A 19,767-nucleotide genomic window follows, 5' to 3' on the forward strand; every position below is an offset into this window, starting at 1 on the left:
TTACCCCCCCTTTGGTTAACGACTAAACAGGCATTGATGAAAAAAATCACCAAAGAGACCTATCTCAAATGGTATGAAGACATGCTGTTCTGGCGGAAGTTCGAGGACAAACTCGCCGCGGTATATATCCAGCAGAAGGTCCGTGGGTTCCTCCACCTGTACAACGGGCAGGAAGCAGTCCTGGCCGGCTCGCTCCACGCCATGGACCTGGAGAAGGACAGGATGATTACAGCATACAGGAACCATGTGCAGCCCATTGGGATGGGTGTGGACCCCAGGAAGGTTATGGCCGAACTCTACGGCAAGGTTACCGGAACTTCCAAGGGAATGGGGGGCTCCATGCATATTTTCTCCAAGGAGTACCGGTTTTACGGGGGGCATGGCATCGTAGGCGGGCAGATCCCGCTTGGTGCTGGCCTGGCGTTTGCCGACAAGTACTTTGACAGGGATTCCGTTACCCTTTGTTATATGGGCGATGGTGCCGTCCGGCAGGGTAGCCTCCACGAGGCGTTTAACCTGGCCATGCTCTGGCAGCTCCCGGTGGTTTTTATCTGTGAGAACAACGGCTACGCCATGGGGACCTCCGTGGCGCGTACCTCTCATTCCACCGAAATCTGGAAACTGGGTCTGGGATATGAAATGCCATGTGGCCCCGTGGACGGGATGGACCCGGCTATCGTGGCCGAGGAGGTTTCCAAGGCAGTGGAACGCGCCCGCAGCGGGGGCGGCCCCACCTTCCTGGAAATGAAAACCTATCGCTACCGGGGCCACTCCATGTCCGACGCCCAGCACTACCGGACCAAGGAGGAAGTGGAGGAGTACAAGAAAATAGACCCCATTACCCAGGTCCTGGATGTGATCCGCGACAAGAAGTACGCTACGGACGAAGAGGTCGCAGCGATAGACAAGCGGGTAAAGAACCTGGTGAAGGAGTGCGAAACCTTCGCCGAAAATTCGGATTACCCGCCCATAGAACAACTCTACGACGTGGTCTACGAACAGGAGGACTACCCGTTCCTGCAACATAAATTATAAGATACAGGCAGATGGCAGAAATCATACGCATGCCCCGCTTAAGCGATACCATGGAAGAAGGTAACGTAGCCAAATGGCTCAAGCAGGTGGGGGATTCCATTTCGGAAGGCGATATCCTGGCCGAGATTGAAACCGACAAGGCCACCATGGAGTTTGAGTCCTTTTACGAGGGCACCCTTCTCCATATCGGGATCCCCGAAGGCGAAGGTGCCCCGGTGGATGCCCTCTTGGCCATTGTAGGCGAAAAGGGAGAAGACATTTCTGGCCTGCTCAACGGAGAAGGTGGAGGCGAAAGTACCCCGGCTGCGCCTGAACCCAAGGAGGAAGCTCCGGCTCCCACACAGGCCCCTGCGGCCGCTGTGCCGGAGGGCGTTGAAATCGTAAAAATGCCCCGTCTGAGCGATACTATGGAAGAAGGCACGGTAGCTGCCTGGATCAAAAAGGTAGGCGACACCGTGGAAGAAGGGGATATCCTGGCCGAGATTGAAACCGATAAGGCCACCATGGAGTTTGAATCCTTTTATTCAGGAACCCTGCTGCATATTGGCATCGGGGAGGGCGAGTCTGCCCCGGTAGATGCCATCCTCGCCGTAATAGGACCTGCCGGCACAGATGTGCAGGCCGTTCTAAGCGCCGGATCTGCCCCGGCAGCAGAAGCTGCAGGCCAGCCCGCCGCTGCCCCTGCGCCCAAGGAGGAGAAGGAGGCCGCCCCGGCACAGGCCCCTGCCGCAACAACTTCCTCGGACCGAGTTTTTGTCTCTCCCCTGGCCCGCCGTATGGCCGAGGATCGCGGGATTGACCTGAGTACCGTGACCGGTTCCGGAGACAATGGAAGGATCATTAAAAGGGATATAGAACATTACCAGCCCTCCCAGCAGGCCCAACCGGCTGCTGCAGCGGCTGCCCCGGCTGCGTCCCCCATGGCTGCCGCCCCTGCCGGTACCGAGCAGGTAGAGGAAGTCAAGAATTCCCAGATGCGCAAGGTCATTGCCAAGCGCCTGGCGGAATCCAAGTTCACCGCCCCTCACTATTACCTGACCATAGAGGTAGATATGGGAGAGGCTATGGCTTCGCGCTCCCGGATCAACGAGCTGCCCGACACCAAGGTTTCTTTCAACGACATGGTGGTTAAGGCTTGTGCCATGGCCCTTAAGAAGCACCCGCAGGTAAATACGTCCTGGAATGGCGATACCACCCGGTACAACCAACATGTGCATGTTGGGGTGGCCGTGGCAGTCGAAGACGGCCTGGTGGTTCCGGTCCTGAAGTTCACTGACCAGATGAGCCTCACCCAGATCGGTACGGCTGTCAAAGACCTGGCAGGACGGGCCCGAAACAAGAAAATTGCCCCCGCCGAAATGGAGGGCAGCACCTTTACGGTTTCCAACCTTGGGATGTTTGGCATACAGGAGTTTACCTCCATTATAAACCAGCCCAATTCCGCCATCCTCTCGGTAGGGGCAATTGTGGAAAAACCGGTAGTGAAGAATGGCAACATCGTTGTGGGCCATACCATGACCATTACCCTGGCATGCGACCACCGCACGGTGGATGGCGCCACCGGGGCGCAGTTCCTTCAAACCCTTCGGGCGTACCTGGAACACCCGGTAACCATGCTGGCCTGATGCGCCCGGGAGCCCACCGCACAGCTCCCCACAGGTTCCTATTCTGGATGCCTGTAGCCCTGTTTTGCGTGTGCCTGGCTTCCTGCAAGTCGGCCGGAAGGGTTTCCGCCGAGGCCTGGACGCCCAGCGATTCGCTCCGGGTGGGGACTTCGATGCGATACCTGGCTTCCGACGACCTCATGGGCCGGGATACTGGTTCTCCGGGGTTGGACTCCGCCGCGGCATACCTGGAGGAGAACCTCCGCCAAATGCGCATCCCACCGTATTTCCCGTCTTACCGGGATACCCTTACCAACAGTAAGGAGATCGCATACAACATTGTAGCTTACCTGCCCGGGAAGGACCGGGAGCTGAAAGAGGAAATCGTCCTGATCGGCGCCCATTACGACCATATCGGGCTGTTGCCCATGCAGGACGGCGACCGGATAGCCAACGGGGCCAACGACAATGCCTCCGGGACGGCAACAGTTTTGGAACTGGCCCGCTTCCTCGCGGGCAGCCCCAGGACCAACCGGAGTGTGCTTATCGCATTTTTCAGTGCCGAGGAACGGGGGCTTCTGGGCTCCCGCCACCTGGCCAACCGGCTGCAGCAACAGGGGGTAAATCTGTATGCAGTCCTGAATTTTGAAATGACGGGGGTGCCCATGGAGGGAAAAGACCACCAGCTTTACCTGACCGGGTATGATATGTCTAACCTTGCGGAGGTCAGCAACCGGTATGCCGGGGAAAACCTGGTCGGGTTCCTGCCCCAGGCCCGGGAATACAACCTGTTCAAAAGATCCGATAATTATCCTTTTTACGAAGTTTTTGGCGTGCCCTCCCACACCTATTCCACTTTCGACTTTACCAATTATGACCACTACCACCAGGCTGGGGACGAAGCGGACGAAATGGATTTCGCACACATGGCCCGCCTGGTAAATGCCCTGACCCGCGTGGTCTATGGGGTGGCTAATGGCCCTGCCGGGGAACTAAAACAGAACTGATGGCTTCCATAATCGTAACCGGTACCAGCCGGGGCATCGGCTTTGAACTTGTACGCCAACTGGCCGGACAGGGCCACCGGGTCCTGGCCCTCTCCCGCAACAACCAACCCTGCCTGGAACTGGGCCTGGAGGGCGTCCACGCCCCGGCCTTTGACCTGGGTAGTGAGGAGGGCTGCCAAAAAGCCGCCCAATGGGTGGCCAGTAATTGGGGGCAGGCCGATGCCCTCATCCACAACGCTGGCCGCCTGGTTAACAAACCCTTTGCCGATACCACCACGGAAGATTTTCTGAAGGTCTACCAGGTAAACGTCTTTGGGGTAGCCCGACTCACCCGGGCACTGTTGCCCCACCTGAACCCAAAAGGGCACGTGGTGGTGGTCAGTTCCATGGGGGGTATACAGGGGAGTGCCAAATTCCCGGGCCTCGCCGCATACAGTTCCAGCAAAGGGGCGGTAATCACGTTAACCGAGTTGCTGGCTGAGGAATACAAGGAAACCGGCCCGGCCTTTAACGCCCTGGCCCTGGGTGCTGTGCAAACCGAAATGCTGGAAGAAGCCTTCCCCGGGTACAAGGCTCCGGTAACAGCTGCGGAAATGGCGGGTTATATCGCTCATTTTGCCCTGAACGGACAGGCACTATACAATGGAAAAGTGCTGCAGGTAAGCAATTCTACTCCGTAGCGTCCGACACCTTCACAAACCTGTAGATACAGGGCTCAATGCAGGGATAGTAGAAAAGGAGCCGGCCATCCTCAATCCTGCCCTGGATCCCGTTGGTGAGTTGCCCGCTGCAGGCAATCAGGATTTCCCCGGCCGCGATCCGCGTAAATTCCCCATCCATCCGGTCTCCTTCTTCAAAGACCCGGCAAATGTTGTAGTTGGCCTCAAAGGTATTGTCTGCCCTGAGGGTAATACTGAACCCGGCGTCGCTTGGGGTGAATTCCCCGCTTCCGTCCCCCGGGTCGAACAGCACTTCGGCCAGGACCCACTTGCCTTCCAGGCGGTCGGTGTCTATGGGGTCGGTTTTATCCTTGTTGCATCCGAGGAGAAGCAATAGGACGATAATAGGTGCAGCGAATCTCATATGTCACTAAGATAACCAAAAAGGCAGAGGGTTGCTTCAAACAGGAGGTATTCCGCGGAATCCAGGTCGAAATACCTACTTTTGTCCCCATGGAAGCTGCGCTTGCCCCCTACATCCCGGAACGGGCTCTTGGCCCCTGTATGGAATTGATCCGCACCCATGGGGTACACCTTAAAATCGTCAGGAGCCGGCAGACGCGCCACGGCGATTACCGCCGCCTCCCGGACGGCCGCCACCTGATTACGGTGAACGCCACCGCCAACCCATACCGGTTCCTTATTACCCTGATCCATGAGATTGCCCATCTGGTGGCGTTTGAGCGTTACGGGTACCGGATAAAACCTCATGGGGTCCAATGGAAAAAGACCTTCCAGCACCTGATGCTTCCCTTTCTGAGGCCGGAGGTATTCCCCCAAGGGCTCTTGCCGCTGTTGGCTGCCCATTTCCGAAACCCCAGGGCAAGCAGCAGTACCGATACCCGCCTGTCCCTGGCATTAAAGGCCTACGACCCGACCACAGAGCGGCCGCAGTTTGTTTTCGAACTCCCGGCAGGGGCAGTTTTCCGCCTGCAGAACGGGAGGGTGTTCCGCAAGGGGGAACGCAAAATAAAACGCTACCAATGCATGGAAGTTGCGACGGGAAAATTGTATCTTTTTCAGCCGCACGCCGAAGTAGAACTCCTCAAAGAAGCTTAAATGAAGGCTACCCAGTATTACGCGGTATTGATGGCCGGGGGCGTGGGCTCCCGATTCTGGCCGGTCAGTACGCAAGGTTTTCCCAAACAGTTCCACGACATGCTGGGAACCGGGCAATCCCTGCTCCAAAAGACCTTTTCCCGCCTTGCCCGGTTTATTCCGGAAAACCAGATTTATATCCTGACCAACGAGCGGTATACAGACTTGGTACTGCAGCAGCTCCCCGGGATTGAGGCAGACCAGGTGGTCCCGGAACCGGCCATGCGCAACACAGCCCCCTGTATCCTGTACGCAGCCCTGAAGATCCGGAAGTTAAACCCGGAAGCCCTCATGCTGGTAGCCCCCAGCGACCATTGGATCGAAGACGAGGCGGCGTTCGAAAAGGATGTGCTGGCGTGTTTTGAGCAATGCAGCACCTCCAATTCCCTTTGCACCCTGGGTATAACACCTACCTTCCCCAATACGGGGTTCGGGTATATCGAATACGATCCTTCTGCTAGGGACACCCCGGGCCTGAAGCGGGTGATGCAGTTCCGGGAAAAGCCTGATTACCAAACGGCTAAAGGGTTCCTGGAACAGGGGAACTTCCTGTGGAATGCCGGGATTTTCGCCTGGAGCGCTTCCGCCATTGTGGAGGCCTTCCGCACATACCAGCCCGAGCAGTACAGCCTATTGGCAGTGGGGGAAGGGGTGATGAATACCCCGGAGGAGGAGGCCTTTATCAAGAGCGAATATCCGAAGGCCGAGAACATCTCCATCGACTACGCCGTGATGGAGCAATCCGACGCCGTTTTTGTGCTCCCGGCCGGGTTCGACTGGAATGACCTGGGAACCTGGGGGTCCCTGTACGACAAGCTCCCGAAGCGGGAGGACGGCAACGCCGTGGTACAGGGGAGGGTCCTCACCCGGGAAAGCGCCGGGAATATGGTGCGCCTCCCGGAAGGGAAGATTGCCGTTTTAGAGGGCCTGGACAACTATATTATTGTAGACCAGGGCGATGTGCTGCTGGTCATGCCCCGGGACCGGGAACAGGAAATAAAACAGTGGGTGTCCCGGGTAGGGGATACCTTTGGGGATACTTATATCTAAACATATGGAAAAGCCATTAGACCAGGGGAATGTACAGACCACTCCGGGAGAGGACTCCAGCGGGGAAGCGGTAAAAAAAGACTTTAAGGGGCTCCTTGGCAGTGTCCGGAAGTTCCTTTCCGAGCTCCTCGATATCCGAGGCAATACAGACCAGGACGCTGCCAAGGAGGCGATCATTGCAGACATTACCTTCAAGGGGCATACAGCGTGGATCCTGGTGTGTTCCATCTTTATCGCCTCGGTGGGGCTCAATGCCAACTCTACCGCGGTAGTTATCGGCGCCATGTTGATTTCGCCCCTGATGGGACCCATCCTGGGGATTGGCATGTCCATTGCCATCAACGATATCGACACCCTCAGGCGTTCGCTGAAGAACTTTACCGTTATGGTGGTGCTGAGCGTGCTCACGGCCTACCTGTTCTTCGAATTCTTCCCGCTGCGGGACGAGTCTTCGGAATTGCTGGCCCGTACCGCACCCGATATCCGGGATGTGCTCATCGCCTTTTTTGGTGGCCTGGCCCTGGTTATCGCCCGTGCCAAAAAGGGTACCATTGCCAGCGTGATTTTCGGGGTAGCGATTGCCACGGCCCTTATGCCCCCCCTGTGTACGGTAGGCTTCGGCCTGGCCATCAGCAACTGGGATTACGCGGCAGGGGCCATGTACCTGTTTATCATTAACACCATCTTTATCGCCCTGGCCACCTTCCTGGTGCTCAAACTCCTGCGTTTTCCCATGGTGCGCTATGCCAATTCCAAACGCCGCCGTTTTATCGCCCGGATGGCTTCCCTGGTAGCCGTGGCGGTAATGGTCCCTGCCGGGCTTACGTTCTATCAGGTTTTCCAGGAATCCCGCTACCGGATCCAGGCCAACGAATTTATTGCGGAGACCATCGGGGTCTACGAGTTTCCCGGCAACGGGAGGTACATGCCCAACCTTTCCCAGATCCTCTACGAGGACGATGAGACGTCCTCCATAGAACTGGTCTGTATGGGAGACGACCCCATCCCTGAAAATGTCATTGAATCCTGGCGGAACCGGAAGAACCAATACTCCAAGCTCCAGGATACCGAACTGAAAATCGTCCAGGGCGGGCAGGACGATTCGGAGGAGAAGTTCCGGTACGTGAGTGAACTCTACGAGGCCAAGAAGGTCGAGCTCCTCAACAAGGATGAACGCATCCGTCTGCTGGAAGAAGAGCTCTCCCAGATGCAGAGCTTTTCAAGTGCCCTGCTGCCCTTTGCGGATATCACGGCCGAAGCCCGCGCCAACTACGAGGACCTGGCCGGGCTGGGCTTTGCCTACACCCTGCAGACCGATTTCAGCAAGACCGATACCATCCCGGTATTCGAGGTGCGTTGGAAGGAAGATGTGCCGCCCGCGCGGCAGCAGGAAAACCTCCAGAAAATGGCCAACTGGCTGCAGGTGCGGCTCAAAAACCCGAAAATACAGGTAAGGGAAGCCGGGCGCTAGTTGCGTTCTTCCAGGTACATCTGGCGTACCTTTTTAAAGAGTTCGGAAGAGTAAACAAAATTCGTAACCGCCTCGTTGTCGGTGCGGAAGATATCCTTATTGCTCCCTTCCCAGGCCTTCCACCCGTCCTTTAAAAACACGATTTTCTCGCCGATCTCCATCACAGAGTTCATGTCGTGGGTGTTGATGACGGTGGTAATGTTGTATTCCTGGGTGATTTCCTGGATGAGGTTGTCAATCAGGATGGCCGTTTTGGGGTCCAGCCCGGAGTTGGGCTCGTCGCAAAACAGGTATTTCGGGTTCATTACAATGGCGCGGGCAATGGCCACGCGCTTCTGCATCCCCCCGGAGATTTCGGATGGAAACTTCTTGTGGGCATCCACCAGGTTCACCCGTTTTAAGACAAAATCTACCCGGTCCTGCATTTCCGAGCGCGACTGGCGGGTAAACATGTCCAGCGGGAACATCACATTACCTTCCACGGTCATGGAGTCGAACAGGGCACTACCCTGGAAGACCATCCCCATTTCCTGCCGGAGGTTGCGCTTCTCGGCCAGGGCCATTTCCGAATAATCCCGGCCTTCGTAGCGAATATATCCCTTATCCGGGTTGATCAGGCCCAGCATACATTTCATGAATACCGTTTTCCCCGACCCGCTTTGCCCGATAATCAGGTTGGTCTTTCCCTTCTCGAAGGAGGTGCTGATCCCTTTCAGGACCTCGGTGTCGCCAAAGGATTTGTACAGGTCGCCTACTTCGATCATCAGCCTAGCATGAGTTGGGTGAGGATATAGTTCAATACAATGATCACCACACTGGTCCAGACAAAAGAGACCGTAGCCGCCTTACCCACCTCCAGCGCACCGCCCTTCATATAGTACCCGTGGTAGGAGGGCACCGTGGCAATCACAAAGGCAAAAACCACCGATTTAATGAAAGAATAGGTTACATGGTACGGGATAAAATCCAGTTGCAGGCCCTCAACGAAATCCGCACTGGAGGAAAACCCCCCGAAAACCCCGGCAATCCAACCCCCAAAGATTCCGATGTACATGGCAATAGCCACCACAAAGGGGTAGAGGAACATGGCCACGATCTTCGGGAAAACTAGGTAATTAAGGGAATTCACGCCCATGACTTCCAGGGCGTCTATTTGTTCGGTAACCCGCATGGTGCCGATGCTGGAGGTAATATAGGACCCCACTTTCCCGGCCATGATAATGGAAGTGAAGGTTGGGGCAAACTCCAGGATCACCGACTGGCGTGTAGCGAACCCGATCAGGTTTTTGGGGATGAGCGGGTTGCTGATATTCAGGGCCGTCTGGATGGCCACCACCCCCCCGATAAAGAAGGAGATAAAGATGATGATCCCCATGGACCCGTAAATGAGCTCATCGATTTCCTTCAGGATGAGGGTGCGCATCACATGCCATTTGGTGGGCTTTTTGAAGGTTTCCACCACCATTATGGCATAGCTCCCGATGGAGGTCATGTAACTCATAGGCTCCCGCTGTACTGGATGGGTTAAAAATAAGAATATTCACGAGGATTTAACCCTGGGTGCTAGGGGGATTTAGGGTGAATCCGTAATTTAACAGCCAAATAAAACGAGAATGAGAATGATGCCGTTACGCCATGCCCTATTGCTTGGGGTCAGTATACTCGGGCTGGTGGGGACCCTTAGCGCCCAGGTCAGTATCCGGGAACGCGCCCGGGAGGACGCCCCGGAAGCTTTTGGAGATTCGCCCCGCCTGGTGGTGGGAATTGTCGTGGACCAGATGCGGTTCGACTACCTCTCACGGTTCTGGAACCACTATGGGGATGGGGGCTTTAAACGTATGGTAGGCGAAGGGTTTCTGGCCCGCAACCACCATTTCAATTACGCCCCAACCAGCACCGGGCCGGGCCACGCTTCTGTATATACAGGTACCACCCCTGCGGTGCACGGCATCATCGGCAATGACTGGTACGATAAAGTCTCCGGGGAGGAGGTCTATTGTGCAGGGGATGCTTCGGTGGCCTCTGTGGGCTCCCTTTTGGACGAGGGGAAGAATTCACCCCACCGGATGCTGGTGACTACCATAACGGACCAACTCCGCCTGCACTACCAAATGCGCAGTAAGGTAATTGCGGTGGCCTTAAAGGACAGGGGCGCTGTACTGCCAGGGGGCCATACTGCCAACGCCGCGTACTGGTTTGAGGGTGGGAAATCCGGGCGCTGGATCAGCAGCACCTATTATATGGAAAGCCTGCCCGGGTGGGTCAACGACTTCAATGCCTCAGGGGCAGCGGCAAAATACCGAAAAGACTGGGAGCCGCTCGGGGACATAAATACTTATTTGGAAAGCGGCCCGGATAACGTCCCTTACGAAGGGCTTATAGACGGGGAGGCAGCCCCGGTATTCCCCCATAAACTCCCGGAGCTCTGGGAATCCAATGGCCACTATGGCCTCTTGCGGATTACCCCCTTTGGCAATAGCCTTACCACGGATTTTGCCATTGAAGCCCTGGATGCCGAGGACCTGGGAGCCGACGCCATTACGGATTTTCTGGCCATCAGTTATTCCAGCACAGACTATGTAGGTCATTTTTTCGGAGTGAATTCCAAGGAAATTCAGGACACCTATCTGCGCCTGGATGCCGACCTGGAGCGCCTGCTTAAGCAGCTGGACCGCAAGGTGGGCAAAGGGATGTATACGGTATTCCTCACTGCAGACCACGGTGCAGTAGATGTCCCCGCTTACCTGGAAGATTCGGGCATCCCCGCCGGCTACCTGGATATGGGTGGGTTGCGCAAGGACCTGGATGACTTCCTCAGGTATACCTACGGGACCAAGGATATCGTTAAGAATTTTTCCAACAGCCAGCTTTTCCTGGACCATGAACTACTCACCAGCCTCGAACTGGACCTGGGGGAGGTTCAGGGCCGGCTAGCCGAAGAGTTGCTGGGTTACCCCGGGGTGGAACGTGTCTATACCGCAAAGCAAATGCAGGATGGTACCTATAGCGATGGGCTGGGGATGATCCTGCAGAACGGATATAACCCAAGGCGTTCCGGAGATGTCCTGCTGGTGACCCGCTCCCAGTTCGCAAGTTATTCCCGTACCGGTTCTACTCACGGGTCCCCCCATATTTACGACACCCACGTACCGCTTATCCTGTATGGCAAGGGCATTCGGCCCGGGAGCCTGCACCGCAGGACGGTGATCCCGGATGTGGCCCCGACACTGGCTGCATTACTTGGGATTTCGTTTCCATCCGGGACTACCGGCCAACCTATTCCCGAGGCCTTAGACTAAACGGGAGCGAATTCCCCGCCACCGCAGTTGGCGGGCAAACCGGCCTTCTTCCGGGCTTAGGAGCCGGCCGGTAGTGCCGGACGCGGCCCTGAAATACCCCTTAAGGTGGCGCAAGGGCAAAAGGGGGTTCCGGGCTTTCCAGGCCAGCTTCAAAGACGCAATACCCGCAATGATCCACCCATATCGGAGGTGGTAGAAGGAAGCTCCCTGTTTTTCGCCATGGGAGGCCGAATAGGCCCCTCCCGTGGGGCGGAGGTGGTGCACTTCCAATTCCGGCAGGGTACGGGTAGAAAACCCGTGGTAGCGGGCCAGGATCATATCTGCCGTATCCCAGCCTATATACGGGCGCAGGCCCCCCATGGCCTCCAGGCAGGAACGGCGGTAGCATTTGATGGGGCCGCGCACATGGTCGTGGTTCGCGATAGGCTCATAGGCCCAGTCGTCCCCGGAACGTATGTACATGTGCCCCCCGCAGATACCCAGCAAGGGATCTGCCTCGAAGGCCTCCAGTACTTTCTCAAAATAGTTTTCCGGCAGGATGATGTCGGCGTCGAATTTGCCGATGAAGTCGAAGGGTTCGGCCAGGGTTTCCAGGCCAAAGCGAAAACTCTCCACCACCTTGGCCCCGGGCCGGTGCTCCGGGCCGGATCTCCGCCGGACCACCCGTACCCAGGGATGGCCCTCCGCAAAAGCCTGCGCCAGGGATCCGGTACGGTCTGTACTGTGGTCGTCTACCACAATAAGGGCATCCGGCTTGCGGGATTGGCGGGCAAAGGATTTCAGACACTCCCCCAGGTTCCCGGCTTCATTGTGTGCCGGGATGATGACAGCAAGGCGGGGGGTCTTTCCATCCATGGGCTCAGGGGTTGCTGCCTTTTTTCGGGTCCCGTGTGGCCATAACCAGGTAGTATCTCGGCGTAAACCGCCTCAGCAGAGGCCTAAACCCGATTTTCCCCACGGGGTGTGACCAGGTAAGGGAATCCTGGATGTGCCACCCGGCTTTCTCCAGCAACCAGTCGAACTGCCAGGGTTCGAATTCGTGGTAGTGCCGGTCCCAGGGGTCTGTTTTGGACCTGTAGGCCGGTGCAAACCAGAGGCGCAGGGGTACGCTGGCCAGAAGGGTGTCGCCTGGGATGGCCCGCAGGACATTCAGAGGGGAGACCAGGTGTTCCAGGATTTCGAAGGCAGTGACCACCTCGGCATCGGTTTGCGCAACCGCACAGAGGTCCAGGTCCAGGTCCTCCCCGCCGGTGTTGGTCACGGTGTACCCTTCCGCCTGCATGATCTCCGAAAACGGGTTGGGCACCCCCAGGTCCAGGATGCTCCGGTGGGTACCCACGTGTTTCTTTAAAAACCCGAGGGTATTGCGGTAGCGTTTCTCCGGATAGTGTGCATACATAGGCTACTGGGCGGTTTCCGCATAGGCCTCCAGGGGCGTACAGGTACACATCAGGTTCCGGTCGCCATAGGCGTCGTCTACCCGGCGTACGCTGGGCCAGAATTTGTTCTCCCGGATATAGGGGAGGGGGAATGCAGCAGCTTCCCGTCCGTAGGGGAACTCCCAGTGGTCCGAACAGACCAGGTCTGCGGTATGCGGCGCATTTTTCAATATCGGGTTGGGCTGCCCTTCCGAGGAGGCGTCAATTTCTGCTCGGATCGAGAGCAGGGCATCGCAGAAGCGGTCGAGTTCTTCCAGGGACTCGCTCTCGGTGGGTTCTATCATCATGGTGCCCGCTACCGGGAAGGAAACCGTGGGGGCATGGAAACCGTAATCCATAAGCCGTTTGGCAATATCGGACACTTCAATCCCCAGGGCTTTAAAGGGCCGGCAATCGATGATCATTTCGTGGGCCGCCCTGCCTTTTTCCCCGGTGTAGAGGATGGGGTATGCCGCTTCCAGGCGCTCCTTCATGTAGTTGGCGTTGAGGATGGCGATTTCGGTAGCCTGCCGCAGCCCGCGGGCACCCAGCATCCGGATATACCCATAGGAGATCAGGCACACCAGGGCACTTCCCCAGGGGGCCGCCGAAATGGCCGGGATCGCCTGCTGACCTCCTGTGGCGATCACCGGGTTTCCGGGCAGGAAGGGTACCAGCTGAGGAGCCACGCATACCGGACCAACCCCCGGGCCTCCTCCCCCGTGCGGGATGGCGAAGGTCTTGTGGAGATTCAGGTGGCAAACGTCTGCCCCGATGGTGGCCGGGTTAGTCAGCCCCACCTGGGCGTTCATGTTGGCGCCGTCCATATAGACCTGCCCGCCGTGCTGGTGGATCAGGTCCGTTACCTTGCGGATGGTGGATTCAAACACCCCGTGGGTGGACGGGTAGGTCACCATAAGGGCAGCGAGGGAATCGCTGTGCGTCAGGACTTTTTCCTCCAGGTCCGCCAGGTCTATGTTCCCTTTCTCATCGGTTTTGGTCACCACCACTTCCATCCCCGCCATAACTGCGGATGCCGGGTTGGTTCCGTGAGCCGAGGCCGGGATGAGGCAGATATTCCGGTGCCCCTCCCCGCGGGATTCGTGGTAGGCCCGGATAAGCATCAGCCCTGCATATTCGCCCTGCGCCCCGGAGTTGGGTTGCAGGCTGGTGGCAGCAAATCCGGTTATTTCCGAAAGGTCCGCCTCCAGTTTACGGAGCATTTTGTGGTAGCCTGCCGCCTGTTCCACAGGGGCAAACGGGTGGAGGTCTGCCCACTCCGGAAGGCTCAGGGGGAGCATTTCGGTAGCGGCGTTGAGCTTCATGGTGCAGGAACCCAGGGAAATCATGCTGTGGTTCAGGGCCAGGTCCTTGCGCTCGAGCATCTTCAGGTAGCGCATCATCTCGGTTTCGGAGTGGTACCTGTTAAAGACCTCCTGTGGCATATAGCCGCTCTGGCGTTGCAGGGCTCCCGGGATACGGGATTCCCCTTTCGAACTGAGGGCAGGTGCGGGCACCCCTGCAGCTGCGGCAAAGACCCCTGCAATGGCATTCAGGTCTTCTTCGCTTGTAACTTCATTGATGGAAAGGCACACGGTCTCAGCATCCGGGTAAAAGAAATTCATTCCCGCCGCTTCGGCCTGTTGGCGGACCGGTCCTGCAGGGGTCTGGACACAAAGGGTGTCGAAAAAGGCCCCGTGTTTCAGTGAAAGCCCAATTTCCTCCAGGGCCCCGGCCAGGGCAGCAGCCCCCTTGTGCACCCGCGTGGCAATAGCCTTAAGGCCTTCCGGCCCGTGGTACACCCCGTAGGCCCCGGCCATGACGGCCAGCAGGACCTGGGCGGTACAGATATTGGAGGTTGCCTTATCCCGTTTAATATGTTGTTCCCGGGTTTGCAGGGCCATCCGCAGGGCGGGCTTCCCGTCCATATCCTTGCTGAGCCCGATAATACGTCCCGGGATGCTTCGCTTGTAGTCTTCCCGCGTGGCGAAATACGCAGCATGCGGGCCGCCGTACCCCAGGGGGATGCCAAAGCGCTGGGTAGTCCCCACCACCACGTCTGCCCCGAATTCCCCGGGGGGGACCAACAGGCAGAGGCTGAGCAGGTCGGCCGCCACGGCCACCTTCAACTCCAGGGCATGGGCCTTTGCGATAAAGGCATCGATGGGCATCAGGCCCCCATCGGCTGCCGGGTATTGCAACAGGGCACCGAAAAAGGATTCGTCCAGCGGCGCCTCATCGGCGCTGCCCACCACCAGTTCTATCCCCAGGGGCATAGCGCGGGTCTTCAGCAGGGCCATTGTCTGGGGCAGTACCCCTTCGGCTACGAAAAACCGGTTGCAATCTGATTTTTTCTGCTGGCGCGACCGCAGGTCGTAGATCATGGTCATGGCCTCTGCTGCGGCAGTAGCTTCGTCCAGGAGGGAGGCGTTTGCCAGTTCCATGCCCGTGAGTTCGCAAACCATGGTCTGGTAATTGAGCAGGGCTTCCAGGCGGCCCTGTGCAATTTCGGCCTGGTAGGGGGTATAGGCGGTATACCAACCCGGGTTCTCCAGAATGTTGCGTTTGATCACCGAAGGGGTGATGCAGGGGTGGTACCCCATGCCGATATAATTCCGGAAGAGGGTGTTCTCCTTTGCCAGCTCGCCGAGGTGGCTCAGGAATTCATATTCTGTGAGAGGCGCACTGAGCTCCAGGGGCCGCTTCAGTCGGATATCGTCTGGTACGGTTTCGTTGATGAGTTGATCCAGGGATTCCACACCCACTTTCTCCAGCATGGCCGGGAGGTCGCCTTGCCGGATCCCGAGGTGACGGGATGCGAATTGATCGGTTTTCATGGACGTTTCGTTCAGCTTTTAAGGTCCACAAAAATAAGGTATAAATTCCGGGTATCCCACCCCTAAATTCTCACCCTACTCCCAAAGTTGTTAACCACTTACGAGCAGGTAAAGCCCATTTGGCCTACTTTTGTTTCCATGCGCGTGCTCCAGGCCATTTTCGCCTTCTATGTACAGGGCAGTATCCACGTCTCCCTGGCCCTTGTGGCCCTCCTGGCGTACGCAGAAGCCCTAGTGGAAGGCAGGGTCCCGGGGTCCTATTATGCCCTGGTCTTTTTTGGGTCCATTGCCGGGTACAATGTCCTGAAAGCCACGGTGACTTCGGGGACCAAACCCAGGGCCGGGATCAGGCTCAGGGGTGGGGTGGCCGGGTTAACAGTCCTTGCAGCGCTATTGGCGGTGTATTTCCTGTTCGCAATACCCTTGCCGTATCTGGCACCCCTGGGATTTGTATTTGTCTTTACGGTGCTCTATGCGCTGCCCCTGTATCCCGGTATGAAAAGCCTGAGGGGGCTCGGATGGTTCAAAATACTGTGGGTGGCCCTGGTATGGACCTTGTTAACCCTGTGGATTCCTTTTGCAGCGGACCTGTCCGGTACCTGGGATTTCAGGGTGGAGGCCTTCCAGCGCCTCCTGCTGGTGAGCCTGTTGATGGTTCCTTTCGAAGTACGGGATATGGCGGTGGACCCGCCGGACCTGTTAACTCTCCCCCGCAAATTCGGGTTGCCTGCCACACGGGCTTTGGGAGTTGCCGGGGCCTTTGTCTTTTTGCTGCTCACGGCACTCAAAGACGTCCCCACCGGGGCCGAATGGATGAGCAAGGGGTTTATGGCCTTTTGGGTAGCCCTGGCCATCTACCGGAGCGGTCCGGAAAATGGTCGTTATTTTGCCTCGTTCTGGGTGGAGACCATTCCCATTGGCGGGTACCTGACCTGGGTGGCCTGGTCTTCTTTTGCCGGTTAGTTAGCCTGGCTCAGGCGCTTCTTCATGGCCGATTTTTCGGCTTCGCTGAGTTGGTGGAGGTGGGCGTCCTGGCAAAGGTGGGTGAGTTTGCTGTTTTTCCGGCTAAAGCCTGCACATGCCTTGCAGATCAATAGGTGGAACCGCAGTTGCCACCGCTGCTTCCAGGTGGCTTCCCCATACTGCCATTTATGGCTGATATCGACGGCTTCTTTGCAAAAATTCGACATAACTACTTAAACCAGGATTCGTTAAGGCACCCCATCAGGGCTGTTCGCGCCCTGTGGACGATGACCCATAGGTTAGACGGTTTTATGCCCAGTTCATTACAAATGTCCTCCGTACTCATGCCGCGTATGGTTTTCATGGAAAACACTCTAGCCTGCTGGTCGGGCAAGTGGGAGAGGCATTCCTGGATCGCCATGGCCAGTTCGGCATTTTCGATAGCATCGTTTTCCCGGAGGCTGTCTGGGTCTGCGGCATTCTCCTCGAGCCAGTCTCCTTCCCCTTCGGATTGGGAGCCATATTGCATCCGGACTTCCGCCTTCCCCTTTTTGGTGTTGGATTTGCGGTAGTGGTCTATCACCTTTCGCTTGAGGATGGCAATGAGCCAAGTCCTTTCGGCAGCCTGGCCCTTAAAATTGGGTGCAGACTGCAGCCCGGCTACAAAGGTTTCCTGCACCAGGTCACGAGCCAACTCGGGGTCGTCTACCCGGGTCACCGCGTATTGGTAAAGGTAATCCGCATAGCGGTCTACCCAGTGTTCTGGCTGTAGTTCTGGTGCGCTCATCAGGGGCATTATGCCTTCCAAAAATAGCGGATTTTAGCAGAATACTCCTATCTTTAATCCAAACTCCCTTCCATGAAAAAGTACTGTCTGCCCATCCTGCTGCTGTTTCTGGCCGTAGGCTGCTCCCAGCCGCAATCCGGCAAAATGCCCATCACCACTTTTGATACAGATATGGTGGGTTCCTCCGATATGCTGGTAGATGTCCGGACCCCCGGGGAATTCGGGCAAGGACACCTGGAGGGCGCCGTGAATATCGACTGGCTGGCCCCGGATTTCAAATCGAAATGGGAGGATATTCCCAAGGAGGGTACCATTTACCTGTACTGCAAGGTAGGGGGCAGGAGCGGGGAAGCAGCCCGCTACCTGGATTCTCTCGGATATACGGTAGTAGACCTTACCGGGGGTTGGGACGCTTACCAGGCGGCCCAAAAGCCCTGATGGGTTATCCTTCTTCTGAGACTACCAGGCCGGCCCGTTCCAGGAGGGCTTCCAGCCGGGGTTCCCTTCCCCTGAAACGTTTGTAGAGTTCCATGGGGTCTTCCGTCCCGCCACGCGAGAGGATGTGGTCGCGGAACTTGCGGGCTACCCCGGGGTCGAATATCCCCTCTTCCCTGAAGTAGGCAAAGGCATCCGCATCCAGGACTTCGGCCCATTTATAGCTGTAATATCCCGAGGAATAGCCACCCTGGAAGATGTGGGAAAAGGAGGTACTCATGCAGGTTTCCGCGTTTTCCGGAAAAAGGCGTGTGGCCTGGAAAGCCTCGCTTTCGTAGGCCTTCACGTCTGTTACGCCACCCGGGTCGCTACCGTGCCAGGCCATGTCCAGAAAGCCGAAGCTCAACTGGCGCACCGTAGCCATCCCCTCCAGGAAGTTGGCGCTTTCCCGTATCCGGTCGATCCATTCCATAGGCAGAACCTCCCCGGTTTGGTAATGCCTGGCAAAGAGCTCGAGGGCTTCGGGCTGGTAGCACCAGTTTTCCATAATCTGGCTGGGTAGTTCCACAAAATCCCAGAAGACGGAGGTCCCGGACAGGCCCGGGTAGGTGGTGTCTGCCAGGATCCCGTGGAGGGCATGCCCGAATTCGTGGAAGAGGGTGGTGACCTCGTTGAAGGTCAATAAGGAGGGTTGCTGACGGGTTGCCCGGGTAAAGTTGCAGACAATGCTGATGTGGGGGCGCTCATTTACCCCATCCTTCCGGTATTGGGGTTTGTAGGAGGTCATCCACGCCCCGCCCCGTTTGCCGGGCCTGGGGTGGAAGTCTGCATAAAAGATGGCCGCCAGTTCCCCGGAGGCACCCACAACCCGGTAGGCACGCACTTCCTCGTGGTAGGTATCTATGGTGGTGTCTGCCTCAAACCGAAGCCCGAAGAGCCGGCCGGCAACCTCAAAAGCGCCGCCCAGGACCCGGTCCAGCTCAAAATAGGGTTTGAGCTTTTCGTCGTCCAGCTGGAAACGTTCCTGCCGCAGTTTTTCCGAGTAGAAGGCACTGTCCCAGGCTTCCAGCTGGTCGATGCCGTCCCGCCCCTTCGCGAAGGCTTCCAGTTCTTCCTTTTCCCTTTTCGCTGCGGGAAGTGCCTTTTCCAGCAATGCCTCCAGAAACTCCGTAACGGCGCCCGGCGTTTTGGCCATGCGTTCCTCCAGCACAAAATGGGCGTGGCTGTCGTACCCCAGCAAACGGGCGCGTTCATGGCGCAGGCGGGCGATATCCAGGACAATTTCCCGGTTGTCCAGTGCATCGCCGTGAAACCCCTTACTCCCGAAAGCCAGAGCCATTTTTCGCCTCAGATCCCGTTTCTCGGAATATTTCATAAAGGGCAGGTAGGAGGGGTAGTCCAGGGTAAAGACCCACCCTTCGAGTCCCTGGGCCTCGGCCGCCATGCGTGCCGTTTCCCGTGCGCCTTCCGGCAGACCGGACAGGTCTTCGGGGTCTGTAAGGTGCATGCGGAAGGAATTGGTCTCCTCCAGGACGTGCTCGCCAAAGGCCAGCTTAAGCTTGGACAGGGCTTTGTCGATTTCCCGCAAACGCGTTTTTTCCGAATCGTTCAGATGGGCTCCGTTGCGGCTGAAATGCCGATACTTGCGCTCTAAAAGAGTCTGTTGTTCGGGGTCCAGGTCCAGGGCATCCCTTTTTTCCCATATGGCATTTACCCTGTTGAAAAGGGACTGGTTTAAGGTGATGTCGTTGGCGAATTCGGCCAGTTTGGGAGAAATTTCCTGGGCCAGGGCCTGGATTTCCGGGTTGGTCTCCGCGGCATTCAGGTTGAAGAATATGCTGCTTACCCGCTCCAGGTGCTGCCCGGCAAAGTCCAGGGCGGCGATGGTATTTTCGAAACCCGGGGATTCGGGGTTTGCCGCTATGCTGTCTATCTCCTTCCTGGCCTGTTCCAGGGCTGCCTCAAAGGCCGGCTGGAAATGTTCTGTTTTTAGGGCGCTGAAGGGGGCCAGGTCAAAGGCCTGCATGAGGGGGTTGCTCATAAC

The 19,767-nt window shown here is 57.3% G+C and carries 19 protein-coding genes; 10 read left to right on the forward strand and 9 right to left on the reverse strand.

All coding sequences use genetic code 11. The features are described 5' to 3' along the window. Positions 1-36: 36 nt before the first annotated feature. Genes pdhA through CA832_RS10060 form a run of 4 tightly spaced genes read left to right on the forward strand, consistent with a single transcriptional unit; the run spans position 37 to position 4,326 of the window. Entirely contained in the window at positions 37-1,035 is a 999-nt protein-coding gene (pdhA, locus tag CA832_RS10045; RefSeq protein ID WP_088341493.1) for a pyruvate dehydrogenase (acetyl-transferring) E1 component subunit alpha, read from the forward strand. Positions 1,036-1,046: 11 nt separating this feature from the next. Next, positions 1,047-2,660, forward strand: coding sequence for a pyruvate dehydrogenase complex dihydrolipoamide acetyltransferase (locus tag CA832_RS10050; RefSeq protein ID WP_088341494.1), 1,614 nt, complete (start codon positions 1,047-1,049; stop codon positions 2,658-2,660). Then, complete coding sequence (locus tag CA832_RS10055) at positions 2,660-3,646, forward strand: M28 family metallopeptidase (protein WP_088341495.1); 987 nt, start codon at positions 2,660-2,662, stop codon at positions 3,644-3,646. The genes CA832_RS10050 and CA832_RS10055 overlap by 1 nt, the downstream gene beginning before the upstream one ends. Next, the gene (locus CA832_RS10060; protein ID WP_088341496.1) at positions 3,646-4,326 is read left to right on the forward strand and encodes an SDR family NAD(P)-dependent oxidoreductase; all 681 of its coding nucleotides are present in this window, start codon (positions 3,646-3,648) and stop codon (positions 4,324-4,326) included. Before CA832_RS10055 ends, CA832_RS10060 begins: the two co-directional genes overlap by 1 nt. On the opposite strand, the gene CA832_RS10065 is transcribed toward CA832_RS10060, so the two are convergent. Then, entirely contained in the window at positions 4,316-4,729 is a 414-nt protein-coding gene (locus CA832_RS10065) for a hypothetical protein (RefSeq protein ID WP_088341497.1), read from the reverse strand. The genes CA832_RS10060 and CA832_RS10065 overlap by 11 nt on opposite strands. 89 nt (positions 4,730-4,818) lie before the next feature. On the opposite strand from CA832_RS10065, the gene CA832_RS10070 reads away from it, so the two are divergent. Genes CA832_RS10070 through CA832_RS10080 form a run of 3 tightly spaced genes read left to right on the forward strand, consistent with a single transcriptional unit; the run spans position 4,819 to position 7,984 of the window. Next, a complete protein-coding gene (locus CA832_RS10070; RefSeq protein WP_088341498.1) occupies positions 4,819-5,424 on the forward strand; it encodes a SprT-like domain-containing protein in 606 nt (201 codons plus the stop codon). Continuing rightward, the gene (locus tag CA832_RS10075; RefSeq protein ID WP_088341499.1) at positions 5,425-6,513 is read left to right on the forward strand and encodes a mannose-1-phosphate guanylyltransferase; all 1,089 of its coding nucleotides are present in this window, start codon (positions 5,425-5,427) and stop codon (positions 6,511-6,513) included. A gap of 4 nt (positions 6,514-6,517) precedes the next feature. Then, positions 6,518-7,984 carry a DUF389 domain-containing protein gene (locus tag CA832_RS10080; RefSeq protein ID WP_088341500.1) on the forward strand — a complete coding sequence of 489 codons (1,467 nt, stop codon included), beginning with the start codon at positions 6,518-6,520 and terminating at the stop codon, positions 7,982-7,984. Here the strand turns inward: CA832_RS10080 and CA832_RS10085 are convergent. Continuing rightward, positions 7,981-8,748, reverse strand: a complete 768-nt coding sequence (locus CA832_RS10085; RefSeq protein ID WP_088341501.1) for an ABC transporter ATP-binding protein — start codon at positions 8,746-8,748, stop codon at positions 7,981-7,983. The genes CA832_RS10080 and CA832_RS10085 overlap by 4 nt on opposite strands. After that, a complete protein-coding gene (locus CA832_RS10090; RefSeq protein WP_088341502.1) occupies positions 8,748-9,485 on the reverse strand; it encodes an MlaE family ABC transporter permease in 738 nt (245 codons plus the stop codon). Before CA832_RS10090 ends, CA832_RS10085 begins: the two co-directional genes overlap by 1 nt. Before the next feature lie 118 nt (positions 9,486-9,603). Between CA832_RS10090 and pafA the strand changes: the two genes are divergently transcribed. Next, positions 9,604-11,283 carry an alkaline phosphatase PafA gene (gene pafA / locus CA832_RS10095; protein ID WP_233131784.1) on the forward strand — a complete coding sequence of 560 codons (1,680 nt, stop codon included), beginning with the start codon at positions 9,604-9,606 and terminating at the stop codon, positions 11,281-11,283. Here pafA and CA832_RS10100 read toward each other — a convergent pair. From CA832_RS10100 to gcvP, 3 genes are read right to left on the reverse strand one after another with little or no spacing between them, the layout of a single operon-like run. Then, the gene (locus CA832_RS10100; RefSeq protein WP_088341503.1) at positions 11,275-12,138 is read right to left on the reverse strand and encodes a glycosyltransferase family 2 protein; all 864 of its coding nucleotides are present in this window, start codon (positions 12,136-12,138) and stop codon (positions 11,275-11,277) included. The two genes, pafA and CA832_RS10100, sit on opposite strands and share 9 nt — an antisense overlap. A gap of 4 nt (positions 12,139-12,142) precedes the next feature. After that, positions 12,143-12,682, reverse strand: a complete 540-nt coding sequence (locus tag CA832_RS10105) for a methyltransferase domain-containing protein (protein WP_088341504.1) — start codon at positions 12,680-12,682, stop codon at positions 12,143-12,145. Positions 12,683-12,685: 3 nt separating this feature from the next. Further along, entirely contained in the window at positions 12,686-15,538 is a 2,853-nt protein-coding gene (gcvP, locus tag CA832_RS10110) for an aminomethyl-transferring glycine dehydrogenase (protein WP_088341505.1), read from the reverse strand. Between the two features lie 138 nt (positions 15,539-15,676). Here gcvP and CA832_RS10115 point away from each other — a divergent pair, with 138 nt between their 5' ends. Continuing rightward, positions 15,677-16,501, forward strand: a complete 825-nt coding sequence (locus tag CA832_RS10115; RefSeq protein WP_088341506.1) for a hypothetical protein — start codon at positions 15,677-15,679, stop codon at positions 16,499-16,501. Here CA832_RS10115 and CA832_RS10120 read toward each other — a convergent pair. Together CA832_RS10120 and CA832_RS10125 are read right to left on the reverse strand one after the other, a co-directional pair. Beyond that, positions 16,498-16,728, reverse strand: coding sequence for a zf-HC2 domain-containing protein (locus CA832_RS10120; RefSeq protein ID WP_088341507.1), 231 nt, complete (start codon positions 16,726-16,728; stop codon positions 16,498-16,500). The two genes, CA832_RS10115 and CA832_RS10120, sit on opposite strands and share 4 nt — an antisense overlap. A 2-nt stretch (positions 16,729-16,730) precedes the next feature. Beyond that, a complete protein-coding gene (locus CA832_RS10125) occupies positions 16,731-17,288 on the reverse strand; it encodes a sigma-70 family RNA polymerase sigma factor (protein WP_088341948.1) in 558 nt (185 codons plus the stop codon). A 72-nt stretch (positions 17,289-17,360) separates the two neighbouring features. On the opposite strand from CA832_RS10125, the gene CA832_RS10130 reads away from it, so the two are divergent. Further along, a complete protein-coding gene (locus CA832_RS10130) occupies positions 17,361-17,726 on the forward strand; it encodes a rhodanese-like domain-containing protein (protein WP_088341508.1) in 366 nt (121 codons plus the stop codon). A gap of 4 nt (positions 17,727-17,730) precedes the next feature. Here the strand turns inward: CA832_RS10130 and CA832_RS10135 are convergent, their stop codons facing one another. Then, positions 17,731-19,764 (reverse strand): M3 family metallopeptidase, encoded by a 2,034-nt coding sequence (locus CA832_RS10135; RefSeq protein WP_088341509.1) that lies wholly within the window; start codon positions 19,762-19,764, stop codon positions 17,731-17,733. Positions 19,765-19,767: the final 3 nt, after the last annotated feature.

The sequence above is a fragment of the Robiginitalea sediminis genome (genome assembly GCF_002198115.1).
Classification (GTDB): domain Bacteria; phylum Bacteroidota; class Bacteroidia; order Flavobacteriales; family Flavobacteriaceae; genus Robiginitalea; species Robiginitalea sediminis.